The 22,703-nt window shown below is 68.1% G+C and carries 18 protein-coding genes; 12 read left to right on the top strand and 6 right to left on the bottom strand.

The genetic code is table 11. The annotated features are described in order from the left end of the window. Positions 1-11: 11 nt before the first annotated feature. From ATE62_RS18470 to ATE62_RS18500, 7 genes are all read left to right on the top strand, one after another. Positions 12-1,052 carry a DUF1611 domain-containing protein gene (locus ATE62_RS18470; protein WP_058806373.1) on the top strand — a complete coding sequence of 347 codons (1,041 nt, stop codon included), beginning with the start codon at positions 12-14 and terminating at the stop codon, positions 1,050-1,052. Next, a complete protein-coding gene (locus tag ATE62_RS18475; RefSeq protein WP_058806372.1) occupies positions 1,049-2,188 on the top strand; it encodes a YkvI family membrane protein in 1,140 nt (379 codons plus the stop codon). Before ATE62_RS18470 ends, ATE62_RS18475 begins: the two co-directional genes overlap by 4 nt. Beyond that, positions 2,185-3,762 carry a serine hydrolase gene (locus ATE62_RS18480; protein ID WP_058806371.1) on the top strand — a complete coding sequence of 526 codons (1,578 nt, stop codon included), beginning with the start codon at positions 2,185-2,187 and terminating at the stop codon, positions 3,760-3,762. The genes ATE62_RS18475 and ATE62_RS18480 overlap by 4 nt, the downstream gene beginning before the upstream one ends. Further along, positions 3,759-4,946 carry a dipeptidase gene (locus ATE62_RS18485; protein WP_058806370.1) on the top strand — a complete coding sequence of 396 codons (1,188 nt, stop codon included), beginning with the start codon at positions 3,759-3,761 and terminating at the stop codon, positions 4,944-4,946. Before ATE62_RS18480 ends, ATE62_RS18485 begins: the two co-directional genes overlap by 4 nt. Next, complete coding sequence (locus tag ATE62_RS18490) at positions 4,943-5,983, top strand: amidohydrolase family protein (protein WP_058806369.1); 1,041 nt, start codon at positions 4,943-4,945, stop codon at positions 5,981-5,983. Before ATE62_RS18485 ends, ATE62_RS18490 begins: the two co-directional genes overlap by 4 nt. 134 nt (positions 5,984-6,117) lie before the next feature. Continuing rightward, on the top strand, positions 6,118-7,257 hold the full coding sequence (locus ATE62_RS18495; RefSeq protein WP_058806368.1) for an aminotransferase class I/II-fold pyridoxal phosphate-dependent enzyme: 1,140 nt from the start codon (positions 6,118-6,120) through the stop codon (positions 7,255-7,257). A 114-nt stretch (positions 7,258-7,371) separates the two neighbouring features. Further along, on the top strand, positions 7,372-8,595 hold the full coding sequence (locus ATE62_RS18500) for an NAD(P)/FAD-dependent oxidoreductase (RefSeq protein WP_058806367.1): 1,224 nt from the start codon (positions 7,372-7,374) through the stop codon (positions 8,593-8,595). Here the strand turns inward: ATE62_RS18500 and ATE62_RS18505 are convergent, their stop codons facing one another. Further along, positions 8,596-9,225, bottom strand: coding sequence for a DUF4126 domain-containing protein (locus tag ATE62_RS18505; protein WP_058806366.1), 630 nt, complete (start codon positions 9,223-9,225; stop codon positions 8,596-8,598). It abuts the gene before it with no gap. A 98-nt stretch (positions 9,226-9,323) separates the two neighbouring features. Here ATE62_RS18505 and ATE62_RS18510 point away from each other — a divergent pair, with 98 nt between their 5' ends. Then, the gene (locus tag ATE62_RS18510; RefSeq protein ID WP_058806365.1) at positions 9,324-10,106 is read left to right on the top strand and encodes an NUDIX domain-containing protein; all 783 of its coding nucleotides are present in this window, start codon (positions 9,324-9,326) and stop codon (positions 10,104-10,106) included. A 178-nt stretch (positions 10,107-10,284) separates the two neighbouring features. Next, positions 10,285-10,536 carry a hypothetical protein gene (locus tag ATE62_RS18515; RefSeq protein WP_058806413.1) on the top strand — a complete coding sequence of 84 codons (252 nt, stop codon included), beginning with the start codon at positions 10,285-10,287 and terminating at the stop codon, positions 10,534-10,536. 303 nt (positions 10,537-10,839) lie between these two features. On the opposite strand, the gene ATE62_RS18520 is transcribed toward ATE62_RS18515, so the two are convergent. Next, positions 10,840-13,641 (bottom strand): DUF3857 domain-containing protein, encoded by a 2,802-nt coding sequence (locus ATE62_RS18520; RefSeq protein WP_058806364.1) that lies wholly within the window; start codon positions 13,639-13,641, stop codon positions 10,840-10,842. Between the two features lie 660 nt (positions 13,642-14,301). Beyond that, positions 14,302-15,003 carry a carbon-nitrogen hydrolase family protein gene (locus ATE62_RS18525; protein WP_058818581.1) on the bottom strand — a complete coding sequence of 234 codons (702 nt, stop codon included), beginning with the start codon at positions 15,001-15,003 and terminating at the stop codon, positions 14,302-14,304. Between ATE62_RS18525 and ATE62_RS18530 the strand changes: the two genes are divergently transcribed. After that, positions 14,966-15,667 (top strand): carbon-nitrogen hydrolase family protein, encoded by a 702-nt coding sequence (locus tag ATE62_RS18530; RefSeq protein ID WP_058818581.1) that lies wholly within the window; start codon positions 14,966-14,968, stop codon positions 15,665-15,667. The two genes, ATE62_RS18525 and ATE62_RS18530, sit on opposite strands and share 38 nt — an antisense overlap. A 660-nt stretch (positions 15,668-16,327) precedes the next feature. Continuing rightward, positions 16,328-19,129, top strand: a complete 2,802-nt coding sequence (locus tag ATE62_RS18535; protein WP_058806364.1) for a DUF3857 domain-containing protein — start codon at positions 16,328-16,330, stop codon at positions 19,127-19,129. 303 nt (positions 19,130-19,432) lie between these two features. Here ATE62_RS18535 and ATE62_RS18540 read toward each other — a convergent pair whose 3' ends face one another. Together ATE62_RS18540 and ATE62_RS18545 are read right to left on the bottom strand one after the other, a co-directional pair. Continuing rightward, positions 19,433-19,684 carry a hypothetical protein gene (locus tag ATE62_RS18540; protein WP_058806413.1) on the bottom strand — a complete coding sequence of 84 codons (252 nt, stop codon included), beginning with the start codon at positions 19,682-19,684 and terminating at the stop codon, positions 19,433-19,435. Positions 19,685-19,862: 178 nt separating this feature from the next. Beyond that, positions 19,863-20,645 (bottom strand): NUDIX domain-containing protein, encoded by a 783-nt coding sequence (locus ATE62_RS18545; protein WP_058806365.1) that lies wholly within the window; start codon positions 20,643-20,645, stop codon positions 19,863-19,865. A gap of 98 nt (positions 20,646-20,743) precedes the next feature. Here ATE62_RS18545 and ATE62_RS18550 point away from each other — a divergent pair, with 98 nt between their 5' ends. Beyond that, complete coding sequence (locus ATE62_RS18550; protein ID WP_058806366.1) at positions 20,744-21,373, top strand: DUF4126 domain-containing protein; 630 nt, start codon at positions 20,744-20,746, stop codon at positions 21,371-21,373. Here ATE62_RS18550 and ATE62_RS18555 read toward each other — a convergent pair whose 3' ends face one another. Continuing rightward, the gene (locus ATE62_RS18555; RefSeq protein ID WP_058806367.1) at positions 21,374-22,597 is read right to left on the bottom strand and encodes an NAD(P)/FAD-dependent oxidoreductase; all 1,224 of its coding nucleotides are present in this window, start codon (positions 22,595-22,597) and stop codon (positions 21,374-21,376) included. It lies immediately after the preceding gene. Positions 22,598-22,703: the final 106 nt, after the last annotated feature.

Genomic DNA, 22,703 nt, shown 5'->3' with positions numbered 1-22,703 from the left:
GAGAGACCAAGATGAACGCGCCCACCGGACGCTTGTCCGAACGATTGACGCTGCCGCAGCCCTATCTGCTGTTCCTCGGCGACACCACCGAAGCAAGCTTCGCGAAGACCGCCTTCGGGCTCGCGGACTGGGCGGCGGACCGCTGCGTCGGGGAGTTTTCCGCCGCGGGCTGCACCGTCACCACCGGCCTGCCGCGGCTCGATCCCGCGGCGGCCAAGGCGGCAGGCGCGCGCTCGCTGGTGATCGGCGTCGCCAACCAGGGCGGCGTCATCGGCGATACCTGGGTCGCGATCCTGATCGAGGCGATGGAGGCGGGGCTCGACGTCGTTGCCGGGCTGCACACGCGGCTAACCAGCGTCCCCGCGCTGGTCGAGGCGGCGCGGCGCACCGGCCAGCGACTGATCGACGTGCGCACCCCGCCCGCCGACATCCCGATCGGCACCGGGATCAAGCGCACGGGCAAGCGCCTGCTGACCGTCGGCACCGACTGCGCGCTCGGCAAGAAATATACCGCGCTCGCGCTGCACCGCGCCTTTGTCGAAAGGGGCTTCGACGCCGACTTCCGCGCCACCGGCCAGACCGGGATCATGATCGCGGGCGGCGGCATCCCGATGGATGCGGTGGTCTCGGACTTCGAGGCCGGCGCGGCCGAAATCCTGAGCCCCGATGCGCCCGCCGATCATTGGGACCTGATCGAGGGGCAGGGGTCGATCTTCAACCCCGCCTATGCCGCGGTGTCGCTGGGCCTGCTCCACGGCAGCCAGCCCGACGTCTTCGTCGTCTGCCACGATCCGTCGCGCAAGGTGATCCTCGGCATGGAAAGCTTCGCGCTGCCGAGCGTCGAGGAGGTCATCGACCTCACGATCCGCCTCGGCAGCCGCACCAACCCCGCGATCCGCTGCGGCGGGGTCAGCCTCAACACCTCGAGCCTCGGCGCGGGCGAGGCCGAGGCGCTGCTGGGCGCCGAAAGCCGGCGGCTCGGGCTGCCGGTCGCCGACCCGATCCGCGGCGGCGCGGCCTTTGCGGCGCTCGTGGACAGCTGCCTCGCATGATCGGTGCCGAACCAGCCGGAGGGTCGAGCTGGTTCCAGCGCTTCCTGCTCCCCGGCTTCGCGCTCAAGGCGGTGATCATCGGCGGCGGCTATGCCACCGGCCGCGAGCTCGCCGAATATTTCGTGCCCGCGGGGCCGTGGGGCGGGCTTGCCGCGATGCTGCTCGCGACCTTCGTCTGGAGCGTGGTCGCGGCGTTGACCTTCGCGCTCGCGCGCAAGATGAGCGCCTATGACTATCGTGCCTTTTTCGAAGGCCTTCTGGGCCCAGGCTGGATCGCCTTCGAAATCGCCTATCTGATCTTCGTCATCCTGATCCTCGCGGTGTTCGGCGCCGCGGCGGGGGCGATCGGCGCCGCGACCTTTGGTTGGCCCGAATGGCTGGGCTCGCTGCTGCTCGGCGTGGCGATCGTCGCGGTGACGGCGTGGGGCACCGGCGTCGTCGAGCAGATGTTCAAATATGTCTCGATCCTGCTCTACACCGTCTACGCCCTCTTCCTGATCATCGCGCTCGCCAGCTTCGGCGACCTGATCGGTCAGGGTTTCGCGACCGCGCCGCCGCCGTCGGGCGACTGGATGTCGGGCGGGCTGACCTATGCGAGTTACAATATCGTCGGCGCGGTGGTGATCCTGCCGGTGCTGCGCCATTTGACCAGCCAGCGCGACGCGGTGCTTGCGGGGATCATCGCGGGGCCGCTGTCGATGCTGCCCGCGATCCTCTTTTTCGTCGCGATGATGGCGTTCTACCCCGCGATCGGCGCCGAGACGCTGCCGTCCGATTTCCTGCTGCGGCAGATGACGGTGCCGGGTTTCCATGTCCTGTTCCAGGTGATGATCTTCGCCGCCTTGCTCGAAAGCGGCGCGGGGGCGGTGCATGCGATCAACGAGCGCATCTCGGGCGCGATCGAGAGCCGCGGCCGCGCGCCGCTCACCACCGGCGCGCGCGCGGCGATCGGCGCGGTGATCCTCGCGGGCTGCATCTTCGTTGCGGGGCGCATCGGGCTCGTCGACCTGATCGCGAGCGGCTATCGCTTCCTCGCCTGGTTGTTCCTCGGGGTGTTCGTCGCGCCCTTGCTCACCATCGGTGTCTGGCGCCTGCTGCGTCCCGCCCCCATTGCCCCCATGGAGACCGTGTCATGAAACACGTCCGCATCATTGCCCTGTCGCTGCTCGCGACCACCGCCGTCCCGGCGTGGGCCGAACCGCCCAAGGATTTCGGGACCGAGGTCGAGGCGCTGCGCAAGGAGATCGGCGCGACCGGGGTGTCGATCGCGATCGTCGAGGACGGCAAGACCACGATGTCGCGCGGCTGGGGCGAGCGGAAGCTCGGCGAGCGCGCGCTGGTCGACAAGGAGACCATCTTCCAGACCGGCTCGACCGGCAAGGCGATGACCGCCGCGGCGCTCGCGATCCTCGTCGACGAGGGCAAGATCGGCTGGGACGACCCCGTCATCGAGCATATGCCCTGGTTCCGCATGTACGACGCCTGGGTCACGCGCGAGATCACGATCCGCGATTTGCTCGTCCACCGCAGCGGACTGGGGCTGGGGCAGGGCGACCTGATGTTCGTCCCGCGCACGCACCTCACCCGAAAACAGACCGTCGAACGCGTTGCCCATCTCAAGCCCAAGACCAGTTTCCGCTCGGCCTATGCCTATGACAATATCCTCTACGCCGTCGCCGGCCAGCTGATCGAGGAGGTTACGGGTCAGACCTGGGAAGTATTCATCCGCGAAAAGCTGCTGCGCCCCGGCGGCATGAAGAACGCGACCAGCGACAGCGAGGACCGCTTCCGCATCGCCAACCGCTCATGGCCGCACGCGCGGCTGAACGGACCGCTGCGCGGGCTCGGCGACCAGCAGGCGCTGAACGAGCGCGACGAACTGGGCCGCAACGGCGCGCCCGCGGGCGGGCTTGCGCTCAGCGCCGACGACATGGCGGCATGGCTCAAGATCCAGCTCGCGCACGGCGCACTGCCGAACGGGAAAAAGCTATTCAGCGAAGCGCAGGCGGCCGAGATGTGGAAGCCGGTGACCCCGATGCCGATCACCCAGTTGCCCGAGCAGCTGAAAGCCGCGCAGCCGATGCAGCAGGCCTATGCGCTCGGCTGGCAGGTGCAGGATTATCGCGGCCACCGCATCATCTCGCACGGCGGCGGCGTGTTCGGCTCGATCACCCGCGTCGTGATGATTCCCGACAGACAAGTCGGCTTCGCGATCATGATGAACAATGAAGAGAGCGGCATGCTGCTCGGGCTCACCTATCGGCTGCTCGACCATTATCTGGACCAGCCCGACATCGGCTGGACGACGAAATGGCAGGATTGGTACAAGGAGCGGCTTGCCGGCGGCGTCGAATATCTGAAGCAGGCGCAGGCCTCGCCCGCGAAGGTCGGCCCGTCGCTCGACCCCGCGCGCTATGCCGGGCGCTACCGCGATCCCTGGTATGGGGACATCGTCGTCGCGAACACGGCGCAGGGGCTGACGATCGACTTCACCTCGACCCCGCGCATGGTCGGGCGGCTCAAGCATTGGCAGTATGACAGCTTCGTCACCGAATATGACGACCCCGCGATCGAACCCGCCTATGTGACCTTCGCGCTCGATGCCGACGGCAAGGTGACGGGCGTGACGATGAAGGCGGTGAGCAAGATCGCCGACTTCAGCTGGGACTATCACGACCTCGACCTGAAGCCGGTGGAGGAGAAGAAGTGAAACAGCTCGCGATCCTGCTCGCCACCGCCTCGCTCGCCGCCTGCACCGCCGCGAAGGAGGACGGCGCCGCGCCTAACGATGACCGGCCGCTGCACAGCCGTTTCCTGACGCTCGACACCCACCTCGACACCTCGCTCCATTTCGAGCGCGCGGGGTGGAGCTTCGCCGATCCGCACACGCTGGAGGGCGACATCGTCCAGGTCGATATCCCGCGGATGAAGGCGGGTGCGCTCGATGGCGGTTTCTTCGTCATCTACACCGAACAGGGGCCGCTGACGCCGCAGGGCTATGCCGACGCGCTCGCCTTCGCGCGCGGTCGGTCGGACCTGATCGATGCGACGATCCGGAAGCATGGCGACCTCATCGGCCCCGCGCTGACCGCCGCCGACGCGCGCACGCTCGACAAGGCGGGCAAGCTGATCGCGTACAAGTCGATCGAGAACAGCTATCCCTTGGGCGACGATGTCGCGCTGCTCGCCGAATTCTACAAGAAGGGCGTCCGCATGGCGGGCCCGGTGCATTCGAAGACCAACCAGTTCGCCGACAGCGCGACCGGCGAGGCGAAGTGGAAGGGGCTGAGCCCGCTCGGCAAGCAGTGGGTGGCGGAGATGAACCGGCTGGGCATGGTGATCGACGCGAGCCATGCCTCGGACGCCACCTTCGACCAGCTGCTCGCATTGTCGAAATATCCGATCATCCTCTCGCACTCGAGCCTGCGCTCGGCGAACGACCACCCGCGCAACCTCGACGAGGGGCGGCTGAAGGCGCTCGCGGCGAAGGGCGGCGCGATGTGCATCTCGACGATCTTTATGTCGGAGATGAACATGACCCCCGCGCGCGGCGCGCTGTTCGGCCAATATGAGCGGATCGGCAAATTGTCGCCGCAAGAGCAGGCCGAGCTCAACCGCCAATGGCGCGAGCTCGACAAGCGCGAGCCTTTGTGGGCCGCCGATTTCGAGGCCTATATGAAGATGGTGCTGCGCGCGATCGAGGTCGGCGGGGTCGACCATATCTGCTTCGGCGCCGATTGGGACGGCGGCGGCGGGCTGCCCGGGATCGAGGATATTTCGGCGCTGCCCAAGGTCACCGAGCGGCTGAAGGCCGCGGGTTATTCGGACGCCGACCTCGAAAAGATGTGGAGCGGCAATGTGCTGCGCGTGCTGGCGGCGCAGGGCGGCAAATGATCCGTTCGGCCCTGCTGGCGCTCGCGCTGCTCGCCCCGGCGGCGTCGCCGGCGCAGGAGGCGCCGCGCGCCGACCATCATATGCATATCCAGAGTCGGCTGATCACCGATCAGCTGCGCGCGATGCAGGCTGCGGACCCCGCCATATTCGACGGCATCTCCGTCGACCTGTTCACCGAGCGGAGCGGCGCGGATGCGGTGCGCGAGCTCGACCGCGCGGGCATCGACAAGGGGGTGCTGCTGTCGGTCGGCTATATGTTCGGCTTCTCCGCGGTGCCGATGGAGCCCGCGGTCCGGGCCGAGCGGATGCGCGCCGAGAACCGCTACAATGTCGACGCCGCGCTGGCGTCGAAGGGGCGGCTCGTGGCCTTCGTCGGGATCAATCCTTTCGCCCCCAACGCGTTGGGCGAGCTCGATTATTGGGCGAACCAGCCTGGGGCATCGGGCATCAAGCTGCACCTCGGCAACAGCGGCTTCGACACCGCGAACGCCGAACAGGTCGATACGCTCGGCCGCTTCTTCGCCGCGGCGCGCAAGGCGCGCCTGCCGCTGGTCGTCCATCTGCGCGGCGCGGCGCCGTTCAGCGGGGCGAGCGTCAACATCTTCATCGACAAAATCCTGGCGCAGGCGGGCGACCTGCCGGTGCAGATCGCGCACGGCGGCGGCTATGCCGGGATCGACCAGCCGACGCTCGAAGCGCTCGACGCCTATGGCGCGGCGATCGCGCGCGGGGCGCCGGGCACCGCCAATCTGGTGCTCGATATTTCGGCGGTGATGCAGTTCGATCCGGCAAAACTGCCCGATGCGAAGACGTCGACCGAGACGCGCAGTTACGAGGAGATGCGCGGGCTCTATGTGGCGGGGATGCGGCGCATCGGGCTCGATCGTTTCGTGCTGGCGAGCGACTGGCCCGCGCTCGCGCCCGTGGCCGAATATTTTGCGCGCGAGCGCGAAATGCTGCCCGTGACCGACGCCGAATGGAAGCAGCTGTGCGGCAATCTGGCCCCCTATCTACGTCCCGGATGGCAACAGCCCTAGGGTCAGGACCTTGGGTGCCTCGGCCACGTCGACGAGATGGACGGATCGGGTCGCTATATGATGGACGATAGCCAGGAGCATCCGGCCGGATTCGGGTGTCGCAAAGCGGGCCGGATGCGCATAACAGGCCCGACATGACCGCCGCCGTCGATCCCTTTTTCGCGATCTCGATCAGCCGCCTCGCGCACCAGATGAAGGCGGCGGGCGAGCCCGTGATCCATATGGAGTTCGGCCAGCCCTCGACCGGCGCCCCCGCCGCCGCGGTGGCGCGCGCGCAACAGGTGCTGGCCGAGGACGGCATGGGCTATTGGGAAAGCCCGGCGCTCAAGCAGCGGATCGCACGCTACTATCAGGAGATGCATGGCGTCGCGGTCGATGCCGAGCAGGTGATCCTGACCTGCGGCGCCTCGCCAGCCTTCGTGCTCGCGCTGACCTGCGCCTTCGCGCCCGGCGCGCGCGTCGCCCTCGCGCGGCCGGGCTATGTCGCCTATCGCAATACGCTCAAGGCGCTGCACATGGTGCCCGTCGAGATCGGCTGCGGCGAGGCCGAGCGCTTCCAGCTGACCGCCGCCGCGGTCGAGGCGCTCGACCCCGCGCCCGAGGGGCTGATCGTCGCCAGCCCCGCCAACCCGACCGGCACGGTGATCGAGGCGGCCGAAATGGCCGCGATCGCCGCGGTCTGCCGGCGGCGGAACATCCGCATCGTCTCCGACGAAATCTATCACGGCCTCTCCTATGTCGGGCCGGTGCCGTCGATGCTGCAGGAGTCGCCCGACGCCTTCGTCGTCAACAGCTTCTCCAAATATTACAGCATGGCGGGCTGGCGGCTCGGGTGGCTGGTGGTGCCGCCCGACCAGATCGACGCGGCGCGCGCGCGGATGGGCAATCTGTTCCTGACCCCGCCCAGCCTTGCCCAGCATGCCGGGCTCGTCGCCTTCGACGAACGCGAAGAGTTGGAGGGGCATCTCGCGACCTACAAGCGCAACCGCACCCTGCTCCTCGACCGGCTGCCCGCGATGGGCCTGCGCCGTATCGCACCGCCCGACGGCGCCTTCTATATCTATGCCGACATCGGGCACCTGACCGACGACAGCATCGCCTTCTGCCGGCAATTGCTGGTCGATACCGCGGTCGCGACCGCGCCGGGTGTGGACTTCGACCCCGTCGACGGATCGCGCTTCATGCGGCTGAGCTTTGCGGTCTCGAGCGAAGAGATCGAGGAGGCGTGCGGCCGCATGGCACCCTGGTTCGCGAATTACGCGCAGCGGCCCTAGCGGCATCGCCTCCCCAAGAATTTCTATTCGGCCCCGGCCCCGCCGCCGCTTGCCTCGCTTTCCCGCGCGTGCAAGGGAAGCCCTCGCATAAACCTATGCGGGAGAGATTTGGCGATGCACTTCGACGTGGTGATCGTGGGGGCGGGGCATGGCGGCGCGCAGGTCGCGGTAGCGCTGCGCACGCAGAAGTTCGAAGGCAGCATCGCGATCGTCGGCGACGAACCCGAACTCCCTTATGAACGCCCGCCCTTGTCGAAGGAATATTTCGCGGGCGAGAAGGAATTCGAACGCATCCAGATCCGCCCAGCCAAATATTGGGACGAGCGCGAGGTCACGATGCTGCTGAACACGCGCGTCGTCGCGGTCGATCCCGCGGCGCGCAGCGTCACGACCGAGGGCGGCGAGACGATCGGCTATGGCAAGCTCGTCTGGGCCACCGGCGGGGCCCCGCGCATGCTGCCGATCCCCGGCGGCGACCTCCCCGGCGTACAGGGCGTGCGCACCCGCGCCGATGCCGATGCGATGAAGGCGGCGTCGGAGACCGCGGGGCAGATCGTCGTGATCGGCGGCGGCTATATCGGGCTCGAGGCCGCGGCGGTGCTGCGCAAGGCGGGCAAGCCCGTGGTGCTCTTGGAAGCGCTCGACCGCGTGCTCGCGCGCGTCGCGGGCGAGGATCTGTCGCGCTTCTACGAGAAGGAACATCGCGACCATGGCGTCGATCTGCGGCTCGGCGTCCAGGTCGTCGCGATAGAGGGCGAGGATCGCGCTACCGGCGTCCGCCTCGGCACCGGCGAGGTCATTCCCGCCGATCTCGTCATCGTCGGCATCGGTATCGTGCCCGCGGTCCAGCCGCTGATCGCGGCGGGGGCGCATGGCGGCAATGGGGTGCTCGTCGACCATCATTGCAAGACCAGTCTCGCCGACATCTACGCGATCGGCGACTGCGCCGCGCACGAGAACGATTTTGCCGAAGGCGCGGTCATCCGGCTGGAATCGGTGCAGAATGCCAACGACCAGGCCAATGTCGTCGCCAAGGGCATCTGCGGCGACGAAGCGCGCTATCACGCCATCCCCTGGTTCTGGTCAAACCAATATGATCTGAAGCTCCAGACCGCGGGACTGTCGACCGGCCACGACGCGACGGTGCTCCGCGGCGACCCCGCGACGCGCAGCTTCTCGATCGTCTATCTGAAGGGCGGCAAGGTCATCGCGCTCGACTGCGTCAACGCCACCAAGGACTATGTCCAGGGCCGGATGCTCGTCACCGCGGGTCTCGTCGCGACGGCGGAACAACTCGCCGATGTCGAGACGCCGCTGAAGAGCCTGCTGCCGGCCTGATCAACCCGGCGGCGGCGCGGCGGACGGTTCGTCGCCCAGCGTGCGTTTCAGCGTTGCCTTGATATTGCGCAGCAGGCGCCGCAGCGCGATGATCACGATCACCGCCGCGACCAGCATCAGGACCGCGATGACGATCGCGACCGGCGGATAGGCGATCGCGAGCGCGATCAGCCCGCCCGTCGCGACATCTTCGCCGGTCGATACCACGACGTTGCTGAAGGGCTCGGGGCTGGCATTGACCACCGCACGCGTCGTCGCCTTGGCGCCATGGCTGACCAGCGCGCCGCCGCCGCCGAGCAGGAAGGCGACCACCTGCCACGCCGGGTCCGAACTATCGACCAGCGCGAGCGCGAGCAGCGCGCCGCCCAGCGGGCGGATCACCGTATGGACGGCGTCCCACGCCGAATCGACCCACGCGATCTTGTCGGCCAGGAATTCGGCGAGCGTGCCGACCCCCGCGACTCCCAGCACCCAGGGGTTCGCCAATATCTGCAGCGCCTGCAGATGCTCGGGCAGCGGCAGCCAGCCGAAATGCATCGCGATCCCGGTGGCGAGGATGGTGAGGTAGAGCCGCCAGCCCGCGAGCAGGCTCAGGCTGCCCGCGACGCCCAATATCTCGACGATGCCCATCGACCCGCTCCCACCGCCATCCTGCGATTGCCATCTTGCACCCGGCTCGCTGCGTCGGCAATGCCGGATGACAGACAGAGAAGAGAGGATGATCGCCGATGGCCACGAGCGATACGGAAAAACTGCCCGACGGCGCGATCCCCGCCGCCACCCTCGTCATCATGCGCCCGTCCGAGAGCGGCGGTCCCGACGAGATATTGATGGTCAAGCGCGCGGCGAACATGGCCTTCGCGGCGGGCGCGATGGTCTTTCCGGGCGGGCGGATCGATCCCGACGACTATCTGGTCGCGCACCGCCACGGCTATGCCGAGATGGACCCCGACGGCGCGGCGCGCGTCGCGGCGCTGCGCGAAACGCTCGAGGAAACCGGGCTCGCGGTCGGCTGGCCGACGCTGGGCGAGGCGGAGGTTCCGGCGGTGCGCCAGGCCTTGCTCTCCGAACGGCTGCTGTCCGAAATCCTGACCGAGCGCGGCGACCGGCTCGAGCTTAACGCGTTGATTCCTTTTGCGCGCTGGTGTCCCAATTTCAAGGAAGCGCGCACCTTCGACACGCGCTTCTTCGCGGTCGAGGCGCCCGAGCACGGACACGAACTGACCATCGAGGAGGCCGAGCACAGCCACATCTTCTGGGCCAGCGCCCGCGCCACGCTGGCGATGGCCGACCGCGGCGAGGTGTCGATCATCTTCCCGACGCGCCGCAATCTCGAAAAGCTGGCGCAGGCCGATGATTTCGCCGCATTTTCGGCACATGCCGACGCCCATCCGGTCGAACTGGTGACGCCGTGGATCGAAGAGCGCGGCGGGGAGTCACATCTCTGCATCCCCGGGCACCTCGGCTATCCCGTGACGAGCGAGCCTTTCGAGCGCGTGCGCCGCGGCTGAACGAGGGCTCGCGGAGGAACTTTCCCGAGATTTAGCAGAATCATAAGAAATGGTGCAGTACGGCAAAACGCCTTGCAATATCTGGCAGCGCTGCCTAGAAGGGCGAGGCAGAAGCGGTTTGGGGGTGATTCCCCGGAGCGATTCGAGAAGATCAAAATTCCAGTGGATGGAGAAAAAGATGAACCTGCTCAAGAAAGCTGCGATCTCCCTCGCCGCGACTTCGATGCTTGCGGCTCCGGTTGCTGCTTCGGCTGCACCCGCCATGTCGGCGGTGTCGTTCGACGACGTGAACGCCGTTTCGGCCGTTGAAGGCCAGAGCGAGCTCGAAGGCAGCACCAGCTGGATCATCGCGCTTCTGGCGCTGATCGCCATCATCGGTGGCATCGTGATCGCCGCGGGCAACAACAGCGACGATCCGACCAGCCCGTAAGCTGGCGCGTCCACGCACGAGTTTCAAAAGGCTCCGAGCTAAGGCTCGGGGCCTTTTGCACGTCTGGCTGGTGGGCGGCGCGTTGGGCGCTGGGTGGCCGGTATCGGGCGTCGGCTGCCGTTCTATCATCGTCACGCCGCGTTTGACCCGGGGTGACGGTCGTTCGAATAGATATAGCTTGTGATCCCCGGCGACAGCCGGGGCCCAGATGGGGCTAGCGCGGCCTTTTCCTCATAGGCCCCGGCTTTCGCCGGGAATCCCATAACAGCAGCCACACGGCCCCAAAGCGCCCTTCATCGCCGCTCAGGGCGTGATCCCGAAACCCGAATATTCGGCGTCGATGCGGCCCTGCTGCAGCCGCGCGAGCGCGAGGTCGGCCTGGCCGCCGGCGCGGTCGTCGCCGCGCAGCTTGACGATGCCGCGCATATAGAGCGAACCCGGCATGTTCGGGCTGATCTTGAGCGCGGCGTCGAGGTCGGCGCGCGCCTCCTCCATCCGGCCCAGGCGGAAGAAGACCATCGCGCGGCTGTCGAGCACCGCCGCGGGATCGTCGGTGAGCTCGATCGCGCGGGTGCAGTCCTTGAGCGCCGATTCGAGCTCGAACGAGCGTGTGCCCTTGAGCCAGCAGAGACCATTGAGCAGACCGGGGTCGCCCGGCCGCTCGGCGAGCGCCTCGGCGAGCAGCGCGGCGCCCTCTTCGGCGCGTCCCGCCTTGCCGAGCGTCTCGGCCTTGAGCGCGACCCAGCCGCGCTTGTCCTTCGCCGCGGCGATCTGTTCGTCGTTGAGCGCGAGCGAATCGTCATACTGCTTGAGCTCGGCGAGCAGGCGGATCTTGTAGTCGAGCGCACTTTCCGAGCCCGGATCGAGCGCCAGCACCTCGTCGGTGTCGGCGAGGGCCGCCTTGAATTCGCCGGTGTCGAAATAGAGGTCGGCGCGGCGCAGATAGGTCGCGGCGTCGGCCTCGCGCTTCAGCGCTTCGCCGAGGTCGGCGATCGCGGCCTTGGGTTCGAAGATGCCGCTGTGGAAGGCGGCGCGGTTGAGATAGCCGTTCGCTGCCTCGGGGTCGTCGTCGATCGCCTTTTGATAGGCCGCGAGCAGCGGGCCGAGGCGCTTCGCCTTCTTGGCTTCGGCGATCTCCTCGGTGCGCGAAGGAAAGCCCGCGGGGGCGCGCAGGCGGAATTCGCGCTGCTTGGCGGCGGCGGTCGCCGCGCGCGCGGCGGGCAGCTGGTCGACCGCGACCTCGCGCCCGGTGGTCCAGATCGTCTCGCGCTGTTCGAGGCTGTTGCCGGCGAGCTTCGCCTCGCGCTGCATGCCGATGCCCGCGATCATCAGGTCGGCGGCGGTGTCGCCCTCCATCGCGAAACCCTCGGCGCGCGGCAGCTTGAGGCTGATTTCGCGCACGATCAGGCCGGGCTGGCCGCCCGCGACGGGGATGGTGCGCCAAGCGGCGCGGCTGCGGTCGGCGCTGACCTCGAAATCGCCGACCAGCCCGTCGAGTTTGACATAAGGACGCTGCTCGTCGCGGACCCACGGCAGATTGCCGACGCCCGCCGCACGGATCGTCGCGGTGCCCGCGGCCTCGTCGATCTCGATCGAGCGCGTGTGGATCTGGCCGTTGTTGACGAAGTCGCCGAGCGCGCCCTGCGCGAGGTTGCGCAATTGTTCGGGGGTCGCCTGCGCCGCCATGCCCGTCATGCGCGTCGCAAGCTCGCCGCGCATCGTGAAGCGCATGTCGAAAAGCGGCGGGAAGGCGGTGCCCGCCGACTGGTCATAGGCGATGCTGACGGTCATGTCGGGCCGCGCCGGGCGCCGCACCGGCAATGCCGCGAGGTCATGGCCGGCCGTCGTCAGCGGCAGCGCATGGCGGAAGGGCGGGACGTCGGCGAGGTCCTCGACATGCGTGCCCGCGGTGGTGCCGTCGAGCCAATAGTCGGTGCCGTCGATCGCCGCCTGGACGATGACATGGTCGAAGGCGCCGAGCGTGGGTAGCCGGTCGGGCAGCGCATCGCCGAGCGTCGAATGGACGAGCGTCGGCTGTGCCGCGATGCCGAGCCGATCGAGGACCGCGAGCAGCAGCAGGGTCTTCGCCTTGCAGTCGCCATAGCGCAGCGTCCAGGTCTCCTCGGGCTGCTGCGGGACATAGTTGCCGTTGGCTAGGCCGTTGTAGAGATAGCGGATCTCGTTCTGGACAAAGGCCAGCGCGGCGGCGGCGCGCGCCTTGGGATCCTTGGCCGAGGCGGCGATCTTGTCGATCGCGGCGGCGAGCGTGCCGCCCTCCTTGACCGTGCCCGCCGTTGCATAGAGCGGCGCGACGGTGCGTGACAGGTCGGTCCAGCTGGCGAAGGTCGAAAATTCGAGCCCGGGCGGGCGGCGATAGCGCAGCGGCGCATCCTGCGGCATCTCGTCCTGCTTGATCACCGGCTGGGCCTGGGTGAGGACGTGGTAGGCGCCCCCCTCGTTTACGACGTCGGCCTCGACCGGCGCGATGCCCTTGCCGAAGGCCTTCCACTTCACCGGCAGCGCCTTGGGCCAGAGCACGCGGAGCGAGCCCTGCGCCATCGCCGCGGGTTTCGCCTGGACGTCGGCAAAGGCCTCGCCATTGCCCGCGAGCACGTCGCTGCGTTCGACGACGGTCACCGAGAAGCGCACCGTGTCGCCGACGCGCAGGTCCTCGATCGCCGCGGTCGCGGTGAGCAGTCCGTCGATCATCTTCTGCTCGAACGCGGTTTCGCGGCGGAGCACGGTGAGCTTCAGCCCCTGCGCGAGCAGGTCGATGGTGGCGCCGCCGCGGACGATCTCCAGCTTGTGGACGATCAGGTCGTCGCGGTCGGGCTGCCACACGAATTGCAGGTCGTCCCAGTTGCGCAGCGCGTCGGCCGTGGCGATACGAAAGGCGTGGTCGGTGAAGGTCGAGCGTTTGTCGGCCTCGATCAATATCTGTTCGTCGCTGAGCAGCCAGGGTGTCGCGGCGTCGCCCGCGGGCAGCGGCCCGGCGTGCGGCACGACCCACGCCGCGGGCGCGCCATAGGCCGGCGTGTCGGCGGCAAAGGCGGGCGCGCTGAGCGCGAGGGCCGAGGCGGCCAGAAAAACGGCAAGCTGACGCACGAAATGAAACTCCCCCTGATCGCCCTCATCTAGCTTGGATCATGTGCGTTACCAATGTCTTTGCAGCGCACTCATGGAAAAAGAATGGCAAGCGGCCGACTGTTCGGGGCGCCTCGAGGTCACGAACTTCCCCGGTGCTGCACGACTATTCCGTTACCTTTGTGCCCTTGGCGGGGACCTGCTGTTCGCGCATCGCGGCGCGGACGAGGCTCATGGTCCGGGTGCAGCGGACGGCGACCGCGCCGCCGCGAGGCTACGGACGGTGGTGACGGGTGCCGGGCGGGAGGCGACGCCGGTGTAACCCACCTTCGTCACCGCGGGCTTGACCCGGGGCCTGCCTTTTCTTTGATCCGACGTCGAAAGAAGGAAGGCGGGTCCCGGGTCAAGCCCGGGATGACGACTTAATAAGCGGCAGTTCCCCACCCCAAAGCCGACGTCGCCTTCAAATAAGGCTTTCCTACATTATCCGGCTGTGCCAGCCTTCATCCGTTGGGTGAGCGCGGCCGCTGCCGGCTGGCCGATGCGATCACGGCGCGAGGTCCAAATCGGCGCGTGCAGGGCTGAACTTTCCTGAACTTTGGAAGGTCACGCCGCCTTCGAACGCCAGCGCGGCTCGCCATCCCGAAGCCGGCGCAACGCTCGCCCGGTACCGCCGTACAGCTAGAGGTCGACCCCGCGATTCGCGCGCGACCGCGCCAGCGGGATCGCCTGTCGTGCCCGCTCCGTCGCGGCGGGGTCGACCGGCGCCACGACCAGCGCAAAATCCTCGCCCGGCACCCCTTGCGCCTCGCCCAGCACCTCGCCCCACGGCCCGACCGCCAGGCTATGCCCATAGGTCGACCGCCCGTCGGCATGCACCCCCGCCTGCGCCGCGGCGAGCACATGACAGCCGGTCTCGATCGCCCGCGCGCGCATCAGGACGTGCCAATGCGCCTCGCCCGTCGAAACGGTGAAGGCCGCGGGGATCGCGAGCAGTTCCGCGCCGCGCTGGGTCAGCGCGCGATAGAGTTCGGGGAAGCGCAAATCGTAACAGATGCTGAGCCCCAGCCGTCCCACCGGCGTGTCGACCACGGCCGGCGCCTCGCCGCCCGCATAGCTCGACGATTCGCTCCAATTCTCGCCCGACGGCAGCGACACGTCGAACATGTGGATCTTGTCGTAGCGCGCGACGACCGACCCGTCGGCGGCGACCACATGGCTGCGGTTGACCCGGCGGCTGCCGTCGTCGGACAGGAAGGGCGCCGATCCGGTGTGGATCCAGAGGCCATGGCGCCGCGCCATCGCGCCATAGGTCGCGATCCAGGCGCTATCCTCCTCGCGCGCGATGTGGACCGCCGACCGCGCGCGGTCGGCGGTCCACATCGCGCGCGAGGAGGATAGCGCCTGGATCGCGACCTATGGCGCGATGGCGCGGCGCCATGGCCTCTGGATCCACACCGGATCGGCGCCCTTCCTGTCCGACGACGGCAGCCGCCGGGTCAACCGCAGCCATGTGGTCGCCGCCGACGGGTCGGTCGTCGCGCGCTACGACAAGATCCACATGTTCGACGTGTCGCTGCCGTCGGGCGAGAATTGGAGCGAATCGTCGAGCTATGCGGGCGGCGAGGCGCCGGCCGTGGTCGACACGCCGGTGGGACGGCTGGGGCTCAGCATCTGTTACGATTTGCGCTTCCCCGAACTCTATCGCGCGCTGACCCAGCGCGGCGCGGAACTGCTCGCGATCCCCGCGGCCTTCACCGTTTCGACGGGCGAGGCGCATTGGCACGTCCTGATGCGCGCGCGGGCGATCGAGACCGGCTGTCATGTGCTCGCCGCGGCGCAGGCGGGGGTGCATGCCGACGGGCGGTCGACCTATGGGCATAGCCTGGCGGTCGGGCCGTGGGGCGAGGTGCTGGGCGAGGCGCAAGGGGTGCCGGGCGAGGATTTTGCGCTGGTCGTGGCGCCGGTCGACCCCGCCGCGACGGAGCGGGCACGACAGGCGATCCCGCTGGCGCGGTCGCGCGCGAATCGCGGGGTCGACCTCTAGCTGTACGGCGGTACCGGGCGAGCGTTGCGCCGGCTTCGGGATGGCGAGCCGCGCTGGCGTTCGAAGGCGGCGTGACCTTCCAAAGTTCAGGAAAGTTCAGCCCTGCACGCGCCGATTTGGACCTCGCGCCGTGATCGCATCGGCCAGCCGGCAGCGGCCGCGCTCACCCAACGGATGAAGGCTGGCACAGCCGGATAATGTAGGAAAGCCTTATTTGAAGGCGACGTCGGCTTTGGGGTGGGGAACTGCCGCTTATTAAGTCGTCATCCCGGGCTTGACCCGGGACCCGCCTTCCTTCTTTCGACGTCGGATCAAAGAAAAGGCAGGCCCCGGGTCAAGCCCGCGGTGACGAAGGTGGGTTACACCGGCGTCGCCTCCCGCCCGGCACCCGTCACCACCGTCCGTAGCCTCGCGGCGGCGCGGTCGCCGTCCGCTGCACCCGGACCATGAGCCTCGTCCGCGCCGCGATGCGCGAACAGCAGGTCCCCGCCAAGGGCACAAAGGTAACGGAATAGTCGTGCAGCACCGGGGAAGTTCGTGACCTCGAGGCGCCCCGAACAGTCGGCCGCTTGCCATTCTTTTTCCATGAGTGCGCTGCAAAGACATTGGTAACGCACATGATCCAAGCTAGATGAGGGCGATCAGGGGGAGTTTCATTTCGTGCGTCAGCTTGCCGTTTTTCTGGCCGCCTCGGCCCTCGCGCTCAGCGCGCCCGCCTTTGCCGCCGACACGCCGGCCTATGGCGCGCCCGCGGCGTGGGTCGTGCCGCACGCCGGGCCGCTGCCCGCGGGCGACGCCGCGACACCCTGGCTGCTCAGCGACGAACAGATATTGATCGAGGCCGACAAACGCTCGACCTTCACCGACCACGCCTTTCGTATCGCCACGGCCGACGCGCTGCGCAACTGGGACGACCTGCAATTCGTGTGGCAGCCCGACCGCGACGACCTGATCGTCCACAAGCTGGAGATCGTCCGCGGCGGCGCCACCATCGACCTGCTCGCGCAGGGGCTGAAGCTCACCGTGCTCCGCCGCGAAACCGCGTTCGAGCAGAAGATGATCGACGGACTGCTCACCGCGACCGCGGCGATCGAGGACCTGCGCGTCGGCGACACGGTGCGCTTCTCGGTGACCGTCGTCGAACGCAGCGACGTGCTCGCGGGCAATGGCGAGGCCTTTGCCGACGTCCAGGCGAAACCCGCGGCGATGGCGCAGGGCTCGCTCCGCGTGCTCTGGCCCAAGGCGCTGCCGGTGAAGTGGAAGGCCTTCGGCAAGGGCATCGCGCCGGTCGAGGCCGACGTCGTAAACGAGGGGGGCGCCTACCACGTCCTCACCCAGGCCCAGCCGGTGATCAAGCAGGACGAGATGCCGCAGGATGCGCCGCTGCGCTATCGCCGCCCGCCCGGGCTCGAATTTTCGACCTTCGCCAGCTGGACCGACCTGTCACGCACCGTCGCGCCGCTCTATGCAACGGCGGGCACGGTCAAGGAGGGCGGCACGCTCGCCGCCGCGATCGACAAGATCGCCGCCTCGGCCAAGGATCCCAAGGCGCGCGCCGCCGCCGCGCTGGCCTTTGTCCAGAACGAGATCCGCTATCTCTACAACGGCCTAGCCAACGGCAACTATGTCCCGCAGCAGCCCGAGGAGACCTGGACGCTGCGCTATGGCGACTGCAAGGCGAAGACCCTGCTGCTGCTCGCGGTCCTCGATCGGCTCGGCATCGCGGCACAGCCGACGCTCGTCCATTCGACGCTCGGCGATGCGCTGCCCGACCGGCTACCCACGCTCGGCGCCTTCGACCATGTCATCGTCCAGGCGGCGATCGACGGCACCGACTATTGGCTCGACGGCACCACCGCGGGCACGCATGTCGAGGACCTCGCCGACGTCCCGCCCTTCCGCCATGCGCTGCCGCTGACGACGGCCGGCCATGACCTCGCGGCATTGCCGGTGCGGCGCCCGGCGCGGCCCGACATGACCGTCAGCATCGCCTATGACCAGTCGGCGGGCACCGCCTTCCCGCCGCTTTTCGACATGCGCTTCACGATGCGCGGCGAGCTTGCGACGCGCATGACGGGCATGGCGGCGCAGGCGACCCCCGAACAATTGCGCAACCTCGCGCAGGGCGCGCTCGGCGACTTCGTCAACAACGGCCAGATCCACACGCGCTCGATCGAGATCGACGAGGCCGCGGGCACCGCGACGATCCGTGCGGCGGGCGTCGGCAATCTGCCGTGGGTCCGCGACGAGCAGCGTCCTTATGTCAAACTCGACGGGCTGGTCGGCGATTTCGAGGTCAGCGCCGACCGCAGCCGCGCCGCTTGGCGCACCATCCCCGTCGCGGGCGGCCAGCCCGGCCTGATCGTGCGCGAAATCAGCCTCAAGCTGCCGCGCGCCGAGGGTTTCGCGATGGAGGGCGACACCGCCGCCGACCTGATGATCGCGGGCATCGGCATGCAGCGCGAGGCGAAGCTCGCCGGCAACAGCCTCGAACAGCGCGAGACGATCTGGACCACCGGGCGCGAGGTCGCGGTCGACCAGCTGCCCGCCGCGCGCGCGGCGACCGCCGCCGCCAAGCAGCGCGAATTCCGCCTGCGCGCCCCCGCGGGCTTTCCTTCGCGCACCGAGGAGATCGCCGAAGCCAAGAAGGCGAAGCGCCTCGGCCCGCTGCTCGCGGCCTATCAAAAGGCGATCGACGACGACCCCGAGGCAGCGAACGGCTATCTCAACCGCGCCGCCTTCCACAGCGGCATCTTCGAACCCAAGGCCGCGATCGCCGACCTCGGCGAAGCGCTGAAGCGCGAGGCCGACGCCGCGACCTATCTGCGCCGCGCCGACCTCTATTTCGACACCGGCGAATTCAAGGCGGCCCTCGCCGACACCGACGAGGTGCTGGCGCTCGATCCGGGCTCGGAAAGTGCGCTCGACTACAAGATCCGCCTGCTCGCCGAGCTCAAGCAGTATGACGATTCGCTCGCGCTCAACGACGAACAGATCGCCGCGGCGAAGGACAAGCGCGGCTGGGTCGCGCTCAAGGCCGAGACGCTCGGCAAGGCGGGACGCGCCGAAGAGGGCGCCGCGCTGCTCGCCGAGGCGCTCGCCGAGCGGCCGGGCGACCCCGGTCTGCTCAATGGTCTCTGCTGGCTCAAGGGCACACGCTCGTTCGAGCTCGAATCGGCGCTCAAGGACTGCACCCGCGCGATCGAGCTCACCGACGATCCCGCGGCGGTGCTCGACAGCCGCGCGATGGTCTTCTTCCGCCTGGGCCGGATGGAGGAGGCGCGCGCCGACCTCGACGCCGCGCTCAAGATCAGCCCGAACATGCCGGGTTCGCTCTATATGCGCGGCATCGTCAAGCTGCGCGGCGACGACCGCGCCGGCGGCCAGGCCGACCTCGCGCTCGCGCGGCTGCAGCAGGGCCGCATCGACGCCGAATATTCGGGTTTCGGGATCACGCCCTGAGCGGCGATGAAGGGCGCTTTGGGGCCGTGTGGCTGCTGTTATGGGATTCCCGGCGAAAGCCGGGGCCTATGAGGAAAAGGCCGCGCTAGCCCCATCTGGGCCCCGGCTGTCGCCGGGGATCACAAGCTATATCTATTCGAACGACCGTCACCCCGGGTCAAACGCGGCGTGACGATGATAGAACGGCAGCCGACGCCCGATACCGGCCACCCAGCGCCCAACGCGCCGCCCACCAGCCAGACGTGCAAAAGGCCCCGAGCCTTAGCTCGGAGCCTTTTGAAACTCGTGCGTGGACGCGCCAGCTTACGGGCTGGTCGGATCGTCGCTGTTGTTGCCCGCGGCGATCACGATGCCACCGATGATGGCGATCAGCGCCAGAAGCGCGATGATCCAGCTGGTGCTGCCTTCGAGCTCGCTCTGGCCTTCAACGGCCGAAACGGCGTTCACGTCGTCGAACGACACCGCCGACATGGCGGGTGCAGCCGAAGCAGCAACCGGAGCCGCAAGCATCGAAGTCGCGGCGAGGGAGATCGCAGCTTTCTTGAGCAGGTTCATCTTTTTCTCCATCCACTGGAATTTTGATCTTCTCGAATCGCTCCGGGGAATCACCCCCAAACCGCTTCTGCCTCGCCCTTCTAGGCAGCGCTGCCAGATATTGCAAGGCGTTTTGCCGTACTGCACCATTTCTTATGATTCTGCTAAATCTCGGGAAAGTTCCTCCGCGAGCCCTCGTTCAGCCGCGGCGCACGCGCTCGAAAGGCTCGCTCGTCACGGGATAGCCGAGGTGCCCGGGGATGCAGAGATGTGACTCCCCGCCGCGCTCTTCGATCCACGGCGTCACCAGTTCGACCGGATGGGCGTCGGCATGTGCCGAAAATGCGGCGAAATCATCGGCCTGCGCCAGCTTTTCGAGATTGCGGCGCGTCGGGAAGATGATCGACACCTCGCCGCGGTCGGCCATCGCCAGCGTGGCGCGGGCGCTGGCCCAGAAGATGTGGCTGTGCTCGGCCTCCTCGATGGTCAGTTCGTGTCCGTGCTCGGGCGCCTCGACCGCGAAGAAGCGCGTGTCGAAGGTGCGCGCTTCCTTGAAATTGGGACACCAGCGCGCAAAAGGAATCAACGCGTTAAGCTCGAGCCGGTCGCCGCGCTCGGTCAGGATTTCGGACAGCAGCCGTTCGGAGAGCAAGGCCTGGCGCACCGCCGGAACCTCCGCCTCGCCCAGCGTCGGCCAGCCGACCGCGAGCCCGGTTTCCTCGAGCGTTTCGCGCAGCGCCGCGACGCGCGCCGCGCCGTCGGGGTCCATCTCGGCATAGCCGTGGCGGTGCGCGACCAGATAGTCGTCGGGATCGATCCGCCCGCCCGGAAAGACCATCGCGCCCGCCGCGAAGGCCATGTTCGCCGCGCGCTTGACCATCAATATCTCGTCGGGACCGCCGCTCTCGGACGGGCGCATGATGACGAGGGTGGCGGCGGGGATCGCGCCGTCGGGCAGTTTTTCCGTATCGCTCGTGGCCATCGGCGATCATCCTCTCTTCTCTGTCTGTCATCCGGCATTGCCGACGCAGCGAGCCGGGTGCAAGATGGCAATCGCAGGATGGCGGTGGGAGCGGGTCGATGGGCATCGTCGAGATATTGGGCGTCGCGGGCAGCCTGAGCCTGCTCGCGGGCTGGCGGCTCTACCTCACCATCCTCGCCACCGGGATCGCGATGCATTTCGGCTGGCTGCCGCTGCCCGAGCATCTGCAGGCGCTGCAGATATTGGCGAACCCCTGGGTGCTGGGAGTCGCGGGGGTCGGCACGCTCGCCGAATTCCTGGCCGACAAGATCGCGTGGGTCGATTCGGCGTGGGACGCCGTCCATACGGTGATCCGCCCGCTGGGCGGCGCGCTGCTCGCGCTCGCGCTGGTCGATAGTTCGGACCCGGCGTGGCAGGTGGTCGCCTTCCTGCTCGGCGGCGGCGGCGCGCTGGTCAGCCATGGCGCCAAGGCGACGACGCGTGCGGTGGTCAATGCCAGCCCCGAGCCCTTCAGCAACGTCGTGGTATCGACCGGCGAAGATGTCGCGACGGGCGGGCTGATCGCGCTCGCGATCGCCTATCCGCCGGTCGCGATCGTCATCGCGGTCCTGATGCTGGTCGCGGCGGTGATCGTGATCATCGCGCTGCGGCGCCTGCTGCGCAATATCAAGGCAACGCTGAAACGCACGCTGGGCGACGAACCGTCCGCCGCGCCGCCGCCGGGTTGATCAGGCCGGCAGCAGGCTCTTCAGCGGCGTCTCGACATCGGCGAGTTGTTCCGCCGTCGCGACGAGACCCGCGGTGACGAGCATCCGGCCCTGGACATAGTCCTTGGTGGCGTTGACGCAGTCGAGCGCGATGACCTTGCCGCCCTTCAGATAGACGATCGAGAAGCTGCGCGTCGCGGGGTCGCCGCGGAGCACCGTCGCGTCGTGGCCGGTCGACAGTCCCGCGGTCTGGAGCTTCAGATCATATTGGTTTGACCAGAACCAGGGGATGGCGTGATAGCGCGCTTCGTCGCCGCAGATGCCCTTGGCGACGACATTGGCCTGGTCGTTGGCATTCTGCACCGATTCCAGCCGGATGACCGCGCCTTCGGCAAAATCGTTCTCGTGCGCGGCGCAGTCGCCGATCGCGTAGATGTCGGCGAGACTGGTCTTGCAATGATGGTCGACGAGCACCCCATTGCCGCCATGCGCCCCCGCCGCGATCAGCGGCTGGACCGCGGGCACGATACCGATGCCGACGATGACGAGATCGGCGGGAATGACCTCGCCGGTGCCGAGGCGGACGCCGGTAGCGCGATCCTCGCCCTCTATCGCGACGACCTGGACGCCGAGCCGCAGATCGACGCCATGGTCGCGATGTTCCTTCTCGTAGAAGCGCGACAGATCCTCGCCCGCGACGCGCGCGAGCACGCGGTCGAGCGCTTCCAAGAGCACCACGGGCTTGCCCGCCTTGCGCAGCACCGCCGCGGCCTCGAGCCCGATATAGCCGCCGCCGATCACGACGATCTGCCCCGCGGTCTCCGACGCCGCCTTCATCGCATCGGCATCGGCGCGGGTGCGCACGCCCTGTACGCCGGGGAGGTCGCCGCCGGGGATCGGCAGCATGCGCGGGGCCCCGCCGGTGGCCCAGACGAGCTTGCCATAGCCGATCGTCTCGCCGCCCTCGGTCGTGACGCTGCGCGCCGCGGGATCGACCGCGACGACGCGCGTGTTCAGCAGCATCGTGACCTCGCGCTCGTCCCAATATTTGGCTGGGCGGATCTGGATGCGTTCGAATTCCTTCTCGCCCGCGAAATATTCCTTCGACAAGGGCGGGCGTTCATAAGGGAGTTCGGGTTCGTCGCCGACGATCGCGATGCTGCCTTCGAACTTCTGCGTGCGCAGCGCTACCGCGACCTGCGCGCCGCCATGCCCCGCCCCCACGATCACCACGTCGAAGTGCATCGCCAAATCTCTCCCGCATAGGTTTATGCGAGGGCTTCCCTTGCACGCGCGGGAAAGCGAGGCAAGCGGCGGCGGGGCCGGGGCCGAATAGAAATTCTTGGGGAGG

Origin of the sequence: Sphingopyxis sp. HIX (assembly GCF_001468285.1) — a bacterium.
In the GTDB taxonomy this organism is placed as follows: Bacteria; Pseudomonadota; Alphaproteobacteria; order Sphingomonadales; family Sphingomonadaceae; genus Sphingopyxis.
This window is presented reverse-complemented; position numbering and strand designations above follow the sequence as displayed.